The organism is Methylovorus menthalis (genome assembly GCF_020523625.1).
Taxonomy (GTDB): Bacteria; Pseudomonadota; Gammaproteobacteria; order Burkholderiales; family Methylophilaceae; genus Methylovorus; species Methylovorus menthalis.
The window spans coordinates 1116951-1130304 of sequence record NZ_JAJAQH010000006.1; the positions used below are offsets into that span (position 1 = coordinate 1116951).

The window sequence follows — 13354 nt, forward strand, 5'->3', positions numbered from 1 at the left end:
TGCCTGCTATAGCGTGGGATTGCCAGGCGAAATCAGAGACTTTCAAATGCTTCGCACAGCATACTCAGCATGGTTCCGAAGATAGGCAGAATATCCTCTTGGCTGAATGGTGCATTTTCATCGGTACCTGCTACCACAAACGCCACAACGGCTTTGTCCAGATCCTGCCGATAGTTCATCCAGTGCTCAGCCTCAGCATCGCCGATGAGTTGGTATTTATGCTGACCGGACTCGATAATTTCCAGCCACTCATCTTCAGCAAGTTCGACAAACAGTGATTTGGCAATGGTCACGGCCGTTTTCTGGAAGTCCGGCTGTACCCCTTCATCCCCCAGTGGCAATACAAGATAGGTGTATACCAGCATGGCGTATGCCTGATAGACACTCAGCATGTCAAAATTTTCAACGCGCTCATCCGCGGGGGAGCGCTCTGCCAGCTGGATCGCCTTGACCGTCAGATAACAGGCCAGAAAATGTGCAGCATCCTGCACATTCCCGTCGTCCACGCTGATGGACCCGGCATCGCCGCCCATTTCATGCAGCGCAATGCCGTAGAGCAGATTCAATCGTTGAGAGTATTGCATGGTGTTTTTCCGTTATTTCAATAAATAATAGGTCCGCCAGGGCTTATGCCGCTGGCATGCTTTCCAGCTGGGCCATGACGTCCAGCCAGCGTTCTTCGGCGGCCTCTATCTGTTGGGTCAGCTCGGCCTGCCTTTTCAATAATTGCTGTAGCTCGCTCTTGTCGCTGGCACTATAAAGCTCGCCATCGGCCAGACGCGCCTCCAGAGCCACTTTTTGCTCCTGCCATTCCGCCATGTGACTTTCCAGCTGCTCGGCTTCTTTGGTGAGTGGACGGCGCTCAGCCAGTCTTGCCTGACGCTCAGCCTTGTTCTGGGCCTTGTCGTTCTTTTTCGCAAGTTCGGTTTGGGGCGGCTGCGCACGCAATTTGTCCTGCGCTTTTTGCTCAGCGAGCCAGATGCGGTAATCCTCCAGATCGCCATCAAACGTTTGCGCCTTGCCATCAGCGACCAGGATAAAGCGATCACAGCTTGCTCGCAGCAACGCACGATCATGAGAAACCAGCACCACGCCGCCCTCATAAGCCTGCAAGGCCACCGTCAGGGCATGGCGCATTTCGAGATCAAGATGGTTGGTCGGCTCATCCAGCAGCAAAAGATTCGGGCGAGTCCAGATCAAAAGTGCCAGCGCCAGCCGTGACTTTTCACCGCCGGAAAACATCCCGCAAGGTGCACTGGCCATGTCGCCGCGAAAGTCAAAGCCACCCAGATAATTGCGGTGCTCTTGCTCACGTGTTTGCGGATCAAGCCTCAGCATGTGCTGCAGCGGAGATTCATCGGCACGTAGTTGCTCAAGCTGGTGCTGGGCAAAATAGCCGATACTGAGGTCTTTACCTTCCACCCGCTTGCCAGCCAGAGCGGGCATGCTGTTGGAAAGAAGTTTGATCAGCGTCGACTTACCCGCGCCATTGCGCCCCAGCAGGCCAATACGCTCACCAGGCCGTATGGTCAGGGCAATATTATCCAAGACGGTCTTGCCTGCGTAACCAGCTGCCATGTCGTCCAGCACCAGTAGCGGATCCGGCGTCGCCAGCAGTGGCCGGAACTCGAAGCCAAACGGACTATCGGCATGGGCTGCACTGATAAGCTCCATGCGCTCAAGTGCCTTGATGCGGCTCTGAGCCTGCCGGGCTTTGGTAGCCTTGGCGCGAAATCGGTCAATATAGCTTTGCAGATGGGCGACTTCACGTTGCTGGCGTTCATACACTGATTGCTGTTGCGCCAGGCGCTCGGCACGCTGCCGTTCAAAATCCGAATAGCCACCGCGATAGAGCGTGAATTTCTGCTGCTCGATATGCGCAATGTGATTAACAATGGCATCCAGAAAATCGCGGTCATGCGAGATCAGCAACAACGTGCCCGGATAGCTTTTCAGCCAGCTCTCCAGCCAGATGACGGCATCCAGATCCAGATGGTTGGTGGGCTCATCAAGCAGGAGCAAATCAGATCGGCACATCAGGGCACGTGCCACATTCAGCCGCACGCGCCAGCCGCCAGAGAAATCCGATACCGGGCGCTCAATATCCGCCGAGGTAAAGCCAAGGCCATCCATCAACTCAGCCGCACGGGCACGCGCCGCATAGGCACCAATTTCACCCAGACGCGCATGCAGCTCGCCCAGGCGCACACCGTCCTGGGCTTCTTCAGCCGCTTTAACCTCATGCTCCAGGCGCCGCAATTCAGCATCCCCATCGAGGACAAATTCAATCGCTGCATCAGGCAAGGCGGGGGTTTCCTGCGCTACATGCGCGATCACCCAGTGCGGGGGAATATCAAGATCACCCGACTCGGGGTGCAACTCACCCCGCAACATGGCAAACACACTGGACTTGCCCGCGCCATTGGCGCCTGTCAAACCTACTTTATGGCCGGGATGCAGCTGAAAGCTGGCATCTTCAATCAGCACTTTTACGCCACGTGCAAGGTGGAGATTCTTGAATTGAATCAAACTGGTCTCTTCATCCGCTATGCCTTGTTACAAGGCCAAAGGCGACATTTTAAATGAATCGGCGTATTCCCGCTTCCGCCATATCCAACAAAAGTGGCGCAAACCCGCTTCCGACAGCCAATTTAATCGCCTAAAACGTTGACCAATCTGCATCGAAAATGAAATACTCACAGGTTGTTAGCATTGCGACGCACCGCTCCCTCTATACGTACCGGCTAACAGGGTACGGCTTTGAAAGATTATGGTCAAAAAGTCTCTGTTTTGGGTTTACCGATTTACCCTGCTCACCCTGTGGCTCGCCATCTTTGTATTTGCGGCTGCGGTACTGAGCATGCGTTATCTGGTGTTACCCAACATAGACAAATACCGGGCAGATATCGAAACACGCGCCACCGCTGCCCTTGGACAAAAAGTCAGCATCGGCGAAATCAAGGCCAGTTGGGATGGGCTCAACCCTCACCTCAGTCTTTATCGCGTCGACATTCATGATGCGGAAGAACGCCCTGCCCTTAGCCTGGGGCATGTAGAGGCGAGCCTGTCCTGGCTGAGCGTTCCGCTGCTTGAGCCCAGGCTTTCCAGCATCGAAATTTACCAGCCTGAACTGACCATACGCCGCGACGCGCAAGGCACCCTGTATGTCGCAGGGATCGCCATGGGCGGCCCTTCTCGTCCACAATTTGCCAACTGGGCATTGCGCCAGTCTCGGATTGATGTGCTGGATGCCAGCGTGATCTGGGAAGATGAATTGCGCAAAGCGCCTCCGCTGAGTCTGACTCAACTGAATCTGCGCGTGGTAAGCCCTGCCTGGAAAGGGTTGATAGGCCATCACATGTTTGGCCTGCGCGCCTTGCCTTCAGCAGGCTCATCGGCGCCTATCGATATTCGCGGCAACCTGTATGGCAAAGACATCAGCCAGCCTGAAGACTGGAATGGCACCGTTTACGCCAAGCTGGAAGGCACGGACATCTCGGCCTGGCGCAAATGGATTTCATACCCGTTTGATCTTTATGAAGGCTACGGCGCAGCCCGATTCTGGCTGCAGCTGGACGAAGGCAAGCCCAGCAATATTGTCAGTGACGTCATCCTGAGTGATGTTAAAACGCGTTTATCGGCAACCAGCCCGCAAGCCACGCTCAACCATCTGTCCGGGCGCCTGAGCTGGGACAAGCATAAAGACGGTCAGGAATTCACCGCGGAAAACATCAAGTTGAACACGCCTGATGGGCTGGATATGCAAAACGGCAATGTCAGCCTGCGTGAGCGCTGGATCAAGGACAAGCAATGGATTGAGGGGCGCGTTCGCCTGGACGAGATTTTGCTGGACACCTTGAATACGTTCGCGGGTTACATTCCGCTGCCAAAAAATCTCAAGCAAAACCTGCAGGACATCAGTCCTACCGGCAAGCTGGAAAATGTCGATATCAGCTGGCGTGGCAGCGAGACCATTCCACAGGAATACAGCTTGCGTAGCAAATTCAGCAATCTCGGCATGCGGCCGTTCAGGCAGTTCCCTGGCTTCAGCAATCTCAGCGGTAGCGTGGATGCGGATGAAGACAACGGCACACTGTCGCTGAATGCGCGCAATGCCTCGCTTGAGCTGGAAAACATCATGCGCTGGCCGATTCCGGCTGACCGCCTGAGCGGCGAAGTGAAGTGGACTCAACGCAAAAACGGCCTGGATATTCGCGTCAAGAATTTCGCGATTGCCAATCCGCATCTGGCTGGAACCATCAATGCCAACTACCTGATGAACGGCATCAAGGGCGGCTATCTGGACCTGAACGCCAAGTTTGGCCAGGCCGACGCGCAATACGCACGCTTCTACTACCCCAAGATTTTGGGCGAGCATACGCTGGCTTGGCTGGATAGTGCGATCCTGAAAGGACGTGGTCAGGATATCAATGTGACGGTCAAGGGCAGCCTGCATGATTTCCCTTACCCGAATAACAAAACCGGCCTGTTTCGCGTGACAGCCAAGATCAATGACGGGGAGCTGGACTATGCACCAGGCTGGCCCAAAATCCTGGGAATCAAGCTAGACATGCTGTTTGAGGGCAATCGCATGGAATTGAATGCTACCGATGGCACGATATTGGGAACGCGCATCACGAAAGCCAATATTGCCATTCCTGGCCTGCATGTCCCTGAGCCTGTCCTCAACATCACAGGCGAAGCCAATGGACTGGTGAGCGATGGCATACGCTTCATCAACAATAGCCCCTTGCTGCATCTGGCAGAAGGGTTCACGCCCACATTGGTGACATCTGGAGATGGTAAGCTCAACCTGCAACTGAACATCCCCTTGCATGACCCCAACAATACCAAGGTAAAAGGGTCGTACACCATCAAGAATGGCAGCATGAGCGATAAGGAAATCCCCGAGATCACCCGCATCAATGGCAAGCTGGAGTTCACAGAAAACGGACTGCATGCACAGAATGTCAGTCACTGGATTTATGGCGGTCCCGCCGTGCTCAATCTGGTCACCAACAAGGATCATTCTGTTCATATCACTGCACGTGGCCGCATCAATGATGCCGGTCTGCGCCTGGCGTTTGGCCCCGGAATGGCAGACCGCATTTCAGGCAGTGCAGACTGGAATGGCGATATTCATATCCAGAACAAAATGCTGAATCTGACCATAGATTCCAGCCTCGTAGGCATTACCTCTTCCCTGCCGCCGCCGCTGAACAAATCCCCCGCGGACATCATGCCTTTGCACGTTGAGAAACGCCAAACGACGCCATCGCAAGATAGCTTCAATGTTGCGCTGGGCAACTTCATCACCGCTAAAATCCTGCGATCCGAGCTGAACGGGAAAATGAAGATAGATCATGGCGATATCGCCGTAAATGCGCCAGCCGAGTCGCCAAGCCAGAGTGCGCAACCGGGCATTACGGTACGCGCCGTACTGGAACAGCTGGATGCTGACGAGTGGCGTAATCTGGCAGACAAAGCCACTGCAAACACGGCCACAAGCAATACCCCTAGCCTGAATGGCGACGCTGCGCCAGCTGCCAGCGTGACAAGCAGCAATAGAAGCTCAGCCCTGCCACCGATTGCCAAGGTCGACCTGACCGTTAATCGCCTGGATATTTTTGACAAGCGCATCAACAGTCTCAAGCTGAATGCGCGTCCCATCAATGGCGGCTGGCAGCTTAATGTACAGAGTCATGAAATGAATGGGGACATTCAATGGTTGAGCGCAGGCAATGGCAAGGTGATTGCGCGACTGAAAAACCTGATTTCGCCCAGCTCCACACCGAATACCGCTGAGCTGCGCACTCAAGGCGATTTCAAGCAGCAGGCGCAGCAATACCCGGCCTTGGACATCGTGGCGGAAAACTACGAAATGGGGAACAAAAAGCTTGGTCGACTGGAGCTGCAGGCCAGCGAGCAGAATGATGACTGGAGCATAGAAAAACTCAAGATCATCAATCCGGATAGCACCTTGACGGCCGAGGGCGAGTGGCATAACTGGAAGCGTAACCCCAACACCCGTATTACCCTGAGCTGGGATATCAAGGATCTGGGCAAGACGCTGGAACGCTTTGGTTATCCGGGTACCGTCAAGGGTGGCGATGCAGATCTGACCGGCCAGCTGAAATGGCCAGGCAGCCCACACGAATTCAATACCGCCGGCTTGAGCGGCAATCTGCAACTGGATGCGCGCCACGGGCAGATTCTGAAGATTCAGCCTGGAGTTGGGCGTTTGTTCAGTATGCTCAGCCTGCAAAATCTGCCGCGCCGACTAACATTTGATTTCCGCGATGTCTTTAGCAGCGGCTTTACCTTCGATAAAATTGGCGGTAGCGTCAAGATCGACAAAGGCGTGATGCGCAGCGATGATTTCCGCATGGAAGGCCCAACCGCGCGCGTGGATATGCGCGGCGAAACGGATCTGCAAAAGGAAACACAACATCTTTACATCAAGGTTACGCCTTACCTGAGCGACAGCCTCTCCATTGCTGCGCTGGCAGGCGGCCCCGTGGTAGGCGCGGCAGCGTATGTGGCACAAAAACTGTTGAAAGACCCGCTGAACCAATTGGCGGCTGACGAGTACGAAATCGGCGGAACATGGGATAACCCGCAAGAGCTCAAAGGGGATAGCCGGACACGTGCTCCCGCTACTCCTGCTGTGAGCCCGCTCGGCAAATAATCAGGCTGTATGGATTACGTCCATCATGGATGGGCGTATCCTGTGCACTACCCATACAAAAGCAGCACCCATAAAGTATCATCCATAAAAAACGATAATATTGTTCGGAATCAAGATGGCTATCAAATCTCGCGCAAAAGTAGTGAAATCCAGCAAACCTTCTGCTCCAGCTCCCGGTAACGTCCGGGTGGCGGCCATCCAGATGGCGTCGGGCCCGAATGTATCAGCCAACCTCAGCGAAGCAGAACGACTGATTGAAATCGCCGTCGGCCAGGGTGCCAAACTGGTGGCCTTACCGGAGTACTTTGCCATTATGGGCATTCGCGATACCGACAAGGTTGCCGCACGTGAAAAAGAAGGCACCGGTCCGATACAGCGCTTTTTATCCAAAATTGCCAAGAAACATGAAATCTGGCTGATCGGCGGCTCCATTCCGTTGGAGTCCTCCACCGAAGATAAAGTCCGCAACGCCTGCCTGGTATTTGATGACAAAGGCAAGCAAATCGCACGCTACGACAAGATTCACCTGTTCGGGCTCGATCTCGGCAATGAGCATTACCGTGAAGAGACGACCATCGAAGCAGGCGATAAAGTCGTGGTGCTGGACTCCCCCTTCGGCAAAATCGGCCTCTCCATCTGCTACGACCTACGCTTCCCTGAGCTTTATCGGGCAATGAAGGATGTCGACATCATCGTGGTGCCATCGGCGTTTACCGAAACCACCGGTAAAGCCCACTGGGAAAGCCTGGTACGCGCGCGCGCCATTGAAAACCTGAGCTACGTCATCGCCCCGGCGCAAGGTGGCTACCATGCCTCCGGCCGCGAAACCCACGGAAACAGCATGATTGTCGACCCTTGGGGTGTCGTGCTCGACCGCTTGCCACGTGGCTCCGGTGTGGTGATTGCCTCGGTGAATGCCGGGTATCAGGCTAGCCTGCGTGGTAGCCTGCCAGCACTTAAGCATCGTACCTTGTAAAACAGCCTTCCCATCCTCAGGCTGTGCCGGGTGATGGACAGCTAGATATAGAACTGGATTTTCAGCCTGAGCACAGGCTTTAATTAGCCACAATTGCAGAAAATACGTAACAGGGGAACTCTGCTCCCCTGTTATATTCTGACCTATAGTCCCTTAGAGAGTAACGGCCATGAAGCCTGACCAGATACCCAGCAGTTCCAGCCCGTTAGCCGGCAGCCATTTTGATACCGCCACCGAGACGCTATTGCAGCCAAGCGGACTCGATGTCGCCGCCCTGCAAGGCGTGCTTGGCAATATGATGTCGCACAAGGTGGATTATGCCGACCTCTACTTTCAATACAGCCGTGCCGAAAGCTGGGGCCTAGAAGAAGGCCAGGTCAAGTCCGGCAACTTCAGCATTGACCAGGGCGTAGGCGTACGCGCCGTCAGTGGTGAAAAAACTGCCTTTGCCTACTCGGATGACATCAATCTGCCCGCCCTGCAGCAAGCCGCCAACGCCACCAAGGCCATTGCCGCGATAGGCGCCGAGCAAACCAGCAGCGCCATCCAGCGCATTGATGCGCCGCAGCTCTATATTCCGCATGACCCCATCGCCTCACTGAGCGCCGAAGCCAAAGTAAAGCTGCTGGAGCGCCTGGAAGGCTATGCGCGCAAAGCCGATCCGCGTATTACCCAGGTCATGGCATCGATTGCAGGCGAATATGAAGTGATCATGATCGCCCGTCACGATGGCATGATGGCTGCCGATGTTCGCCCCTTGGTGCGTCTCTCCATCCAGGTCATCGCTGAAGCCAACGGCCGGCGCGAGCAAGGCTCGGCTGGCGGCGGTGGTCGCTTTGACTATGCCTATTTTACCGATGAGGTATTGCAGGATTACGCGCAGAAAGCCGTGCATCAAGCCCTGGTTAATCTGGAAGCGCGCCCTGCTCCCGCTGGCAGCATGACCGTGGTCCTGGGTTCAGGCTGGCCCGGCATTTTGCTGCATGAAGCGATTGGTCACGGCCTGGAGGGCGACTTCAACCGCAAAGGCAGCTCTGCCTTCAGCAATGCGATTGGTCAGCAAGTGGCAGCGCGTGGCGTGACGGTGGTGGATGACGGCACGATTTCCAATCGCCGCGGCTCGCTCAATATTGACGATGAAGGCAATCCTACCCAGCGCACGGTATTGATTGAAGACGGCTACCTGCGTGGCTACATTCAGGACAGCCTGAATGCGCGCCTGATGGGCATGCCGATGACGGGCAATGCCCGCCGGGAATCCTATGCCCACATCCCCATGCCGCGCATGACCAACACCTACATGCTGAATGGCAACATGGCGCCTGAGGAGATTATCAAGTCGGTGAAAAAAGGCTTGTATGCGGCCAACTTTGGTGGCGGTCAGGTCGACATTACCAGTGGCAAATTCGTGTTCTCGGCCGCTGAAGCCTGGATGATCGAAGACGGCAAGCTGACTTACCCGGTCAAGGGCGCAACCCTGATCGGCAATGGCCCGGAGGTGCTTAAGCGCGTATCCATGATAGGCAATGACATGGCGCTCGACAGCGGCGTCGGCACCTGCGGCAAGGAGGGCCAGAGCGTACCGGTAGGTGTCGGCCAACCCACCCTGCGCATCGACGGCTTGACGGTAGGCGGAACGCTTTAATATGATGGAGGCAAGGACCCGCCTTGCCCCCCAACGCAGCGCAAACGCTGCATGCATCATGGAAGTCCCTCTTAACGAAAGGAACGGAAATGGCTGTATCGAAATCAAGCGAAGAAAAGAAACCTGCCGTAAAAAAAGCGACTGCTGCCAAAACAGCAGAGACGGCGGTAAAAAAAACCACCCCTAAAAAAACCGCCTCAGCCAAACCTGCTGCTTCGGCAAAAACCAAATCCTCCCCACGCAAGATCAGCGCCGAAGAGCGCTACAAAATGACCGAGGTTGCCGCCTATTTTCTGGCGGAGCGCAATGGCTTCAAGGGCAACCCTGTCGAATACTGGGAACAGGCGGAAGCACAGATCAGTCAATTGCTGGGCTAATTTTCAGCCTGACTGGCTTTAACCAGCAGGCTGGTTTCTTGATACATGAACTGGAATAGCTGCGACAACGTGCGCCGCAGCATTCCCTTCTTTTTGAATCTGCTCTCTGATGCATAAGCCTTAAGGCATTGTTCTGATCTGGCTATGACCGGCCTAAGTCCTTGTATAGTGCCGCTTGCATAGCCGCAGCTTGCCGCAAGCGGCTATAATGCGTTTGTTATTCATTCATTTGCGGTTTTTTCATGCAGTTTTCCCTGCCCACCCCGGCATCTGGCTCCTCCGAACGTATCAAACCTTTGCCAACCGGCCTCGACAGTCTGGCCTTGGCACAACTCGCGCGCCAGCTTAAGCAAAAGCCTGAGCGCACCCCGCTGGTGATCCTGTGTGCGAGCGCATTTGAGGCTCAACGCCTGCTGGAAGAGCTGCCCTGGTTCGCTGCCGACCTCAGCGTACACATGATGCCGGACTGGGAAACGCTGCCATATGATCACTTCTCACCGCATCCCGACCTGATTTCAGAGCGCCTGGCGACGCTGTACCAAATCAGCCAGAACACCTGCGATGTCATTATCGTGCCGGTATCTACGGCCCTGATCCGTGTACCACCGAATGCCTATCTGGCTGCGCATACCTTTATGCTGAAGAAAAACCAGCGGCTGGATCTGGAAGCCTTGCGCACCCAATGTGCAGAAGCGGGCTACCACCATGTCAGCCAGGTCATGAGCCCGGGCGAATTCAGCGTGCGTGGCGGGCTGGTTGATCTGTTTCCGATGGGGAGCAGCCTGCCCTACCGTCTTGATTTATTCGATGATGAAATCGAGACCATCCGCACCTTTGATGTCGACACCCAGCGCAGTGTTTACCCGGTCAGCGAGATACGCCTGCTGCCGGCCCGCGAATTTCCATTGGACGAAGCCGGCATCAGCCGCTTCAGACAAAATTTCCGCGAAACCTTTGAAGGCGACCCTTCACGTAGCCGCATTTACAAAGATGTGAGCAAGGGCATCGCCAGCGGCGGCATTGAGTGGTATCTGCCGCTGTTTTTTGAGGAAACGGCGACGGTACTGGATTATTTGCCGAGCTCTGCCATTCTCTGCATGCACGGCAATATTGACCATGCCGCCCAGGGCTTCTGGCGCGATGCACAATCACGCTACCGCCAGCTGGCACATGATCCTGAGCGGCCTATCCTCCAGCCTGAGGTCTTGCTGCTCAAAACCGAAGATTTCTTTGCGCGCACCCATGTCTGGGGCCGAATTCAGCTCACCACAGAAACCGCCAGCGGTTTGCCAGCGCTGGAGATTGAGCGCCGCGCCGATCATCCGTTGCACAAGCTGCAGGAATTCATCAAGAAATACAAAGGCCGCATCCTGATTGCCGCTGAAAGCTTGGGCCGCCGCGAGACCATGGCCCAGCTATTCAGCGATCACCAGATTCCGTTTTCCGCCTGTGGCGATGGCCATGGCAATTCCTGGGAAGAATTCCAGCAAGGGGAAGCACGCGTCATGCTCGGCGTGGCGGCTTTGCATGGCGGCTTTGTCGCGGATAAATTCTGCATCATCACCGAAGCAGAGCTCTATGCGGCCACCGTCCGCCAGCAGCGTCGCCGCGAAAAGGAAAAATCACGCAATACCGAAGGCATGCTCAAGGATTTATCCGAGTTGCGCGAGCAAGACCCCGTGGTGCACGAACAACATGGCGTGGGACGCTACAAGGGCCTGGTCAATCTCGACTTCGGTGAGGGCGAAACCGAATTCCTGCTGCTGGAATATGCAGGCGATGACAAACTTTACGTGCCGGTTTCTCAGTTATTCCTGATCTCGCGCTACTCGGGCGGACCACCGGAATCCGCACCACTGCACAGACTGGGTAGCGGCCAATGGGAAAAAGCCAAGAAAAAGGCCCTCAAGCAAATCCGTGATACTGCGGCTGAATTACTTAACCTGTATGCCCAACGTGCAGCGCGCAAGGGCCATGCATTCACCCTAACCCTGCAGGATTACGAAGCCTTCGCCGAAGGCTTCCCGTTTGAAGAAACACCGGATCAACTCTCCGCCATTGAGGCAGTCATCAGCGACATGCAATCCGGCCGGCCGATGGATCGGCTGGTGTGCGGCGATGTGGGCTTTGGCAAAACCGAGGTCGCATTGCGTGCCGCGTTTGTTGCTGTCATGGGCGGGCGCCAGGTAGCGGTGCTGGTGCCAACCACGCTATTGGCGGAACAGCATTACAACAACTTTGCCGATCGCTTTGCCGACTGGCCGATCAAGATCGCCGAAATCTCCCGCTTCCGCACCGCAAAAGAGCAAGCAGAAGCGATCAAGGGGCTGGAAAATGGCAACATAGACATCATCATCGGCACGCACCGCCTGATCCAGAAAGATGTGAAGTTCAAGAACCTAGGTCTCGTCATCCTCGATGAGGAGCACCGTTTTGGCGTGCGCCAAAAAGAGCAACTCAAAGCCATGCGCGCCGAAGTGGATGTGCTGACGCTGACCGCCACCCCTATTCCCCGCACGCTATCGATGGCGATGGAAGGCCTGCGCGAGTTTTCGGTTATCACTACTCCGCCGCAAAAGCGTCTGGCGATCAAGACCTTTGCCACGCATTATTCCGAAGGCATCATCCGCGAAGCCGCCATGCGCGAATTCAAGCGCGGCGGGCAGGTGTACTTCCTGCACAATGAAGTCGACACCATTTTCGTGATGAAAGAAAAGCTGGAGCGCATCCTGCCCGAAGCCCGCATTGGCATTGCCCACGGCCAGCTTCGCGAACGCGAACTCGAGCACGTCATGCGCGACTTCTACCAGCAGCGCTTCAACCTGCTGCTCTGCACTACCATTATTGAAACCGGCATTGATGTGCCCACCGCCAACACCATCATCATGAACCGGGCCGACATGTTCGGCCTGGCGCAGCTGCATCAGCTGCGTGGCCGCGTCGGCCGCTCACACCATCAGGCCTATGCCTATCTGCTGACGGATCCCGACCGCAACATTACCCCGCAAGCGCAAAAGCGCCTGGATGCGATTCAACTGCTGGAAGATCTTGGCGCTGGTTTCCACCTGGCCATGCATGACCTGGAAATCCGCGGCGCTGGGGAACTGTTGGGCGACTCACAAAGCGGTGAAATGCAAGAGATTGGATTTTCACTCTACTCCGATATGCTGAACCACGCGGTAAAGCAGTTAAAGGCAGGCAAGGAACCGGACATCAATGCCCCGCTGGGCGTTACCACCGAAATCAACCTGCACACCCCCGCCCTGCTGCCCAATGATTACTGCCCCGATGTGCATGAGCGGCTAGTCCTGTACAAACGCCTCGCCAACTGCGACGACGACGACGACCTCGACTCCATGCAGGAAGAGCTGATAGACCGTTTTGGCATACTTCCCGAACAAGGCGAAGCCCTGATCGCCTGCCATCGACTGCGTATTGCCGCCAAACCGCTTGGCATTACGAAAATTGATGCCAGCGATAGCGCCATCCAGCTTACATTCAGCCAGACCAGCGAGCTTGACCCCACCAAACTGGTCAACCTGCTACAGCGCGACCGCCGCTACCGCATGAATGGACCTGACAAGCTAAGGATGACGGTGGAAACGCTCACGATTAAACAACGGAGTGATTTTGTTGAAACACTGATCAAGGATCTGAGTTAAAGCATA

7 protein-coding genes are annotated in these 13354 nt (G+C 55.5%); 5 read left to right on the forward strand and 2 right to left on the reverse strand.

Annotated features, from left to right (window positions below; translation table 11 throughout):
- Positions 1-32: 32 nt before the first annotated feature.
- Entirely contained in the window at positions 33-584 is a 552-nt protein-coding gene (locus LG204_RS11150) for a hypothetical protein (RefSeq protein WP_230337338.1), read from the reverse strand.
- 43 nt (positions 585-627) lie between these two features.
- Complete coding sequence (locus LG204_RS11155) at positions 628-2529, reverse strand: ATP-binding cassette domain-containing protein (protein WP_230337339.1); 1902 nt, start codon at positions 2527-2529, stop codon at positions 628-630.
- Positions 2530-2770: 241 nt separating this feature from the next.
- Between LG204_RS11155 and LG204_RS11160 the strand changes: the two genes are divergently transcribed.
- The 5 genes from LG204_RS11160 to mfd all read left to right on the forward strand — a co-directional run bounded on the left by LG204_RS11160 (position 2771) and on the right by mfd (position 13348).
- Entirely contained in the window at positions 2771-6688 is a 3918-nt protein-coding gene (locus LG204_RS11160; protein WP_230337340.1) for a YhdP family protein, read from the forward strand.
- Positions 6689-6803: 115 nt separating this feature from the next.
- Entirely contained in the window at positions 6804-7664 is an 861-nt protein-coding gene (locus LG204_RS11165) for a carbon-nitrogen hydrolase family protein (RefSeq protein WP_230337341.1), read from the forward strand.
- 169 nt (positions 7665-7833) lie between these two features.
- Entirely contained in the window at positions 7834-9309 is a 1476-nt protein-coding gene (gene tldD / locus LG204_RS11170) for a metalloprotease TldD (RefSeq protein ID WP_230337342.1), read from the forward strand.
- 89 nt (positions 9310-9398) lie between these two features.
- Positions 9399-9686 (forward strand): DUF2934 domain-containing protein, encoded by a 288-nt coding sequence (locus tag LG204_RS11175; protein ID WP_230337343.1) that lies wholly within the window; start codon positions 9399-9401, stop codon positions 9684-9686.
- A gap of 242 nt (positions 9687-9928) precedes the next feature.
- Positions 9929-13348 carry a transcription-repair coupling factor gene (gene mfd / locus LG204_RS11180; RefSeq protein ID WP_230337344.1) on the forward strand — a complete coding sequence of 1140 codons (3420 nt, stop codon included), beginning with the start codon at positions 9929-9931 and terminating at the stop codon, positions 13346-13348.
- The last annotated feature ends 6 nt before the right edge of the window (positions 13349-13354 follow it).

Bases quoted from the DNA above. Each gene is read 5' to 3' on its own strand.
- LG204_RS11165 (WP_230337341.1), top strand. From the start codon at position 6,804: ATGGCTATCAAATCTCGCGCAAAAGTAGTGAAATCCAGCAAACCTTCT.
- mfd (WP_230337344.1), top strand. From the start codon at position 9,929: ATGCAGTTTTCCCTGCCCACCCCGGCATCTGGCTCCTCCGAACGTATC.
- LG204_RS11175 (WP_230337343.1), top strand. From the start codon at position 9,399: ATGGCTGTATCGAAATCAAGCGAAGAAAAGAAACCTGCCGTAAAAAAA.
- tldD (WP_230337342.1), top strand. From the start codon at position 7,834: ATGAAGCCTGACCAGATACCCAGCAGTTCCAGCCCGTTAGCCGGCAGC.
- LG204_RS11160 (WP_230337340.1), top strand. From the start codon at position 2,771: ATGGTCAAAAAGTCTCTGTTTTGGGTTTACCGATTTACCCTGCTCACC.
- LG204_RS11150 (WP_230337338.1), bottom strand. From the start codon at position 584: ATGCAATACTCTCAACGATTGAATCTGCTCTACGGCATTGCGCTGCAT.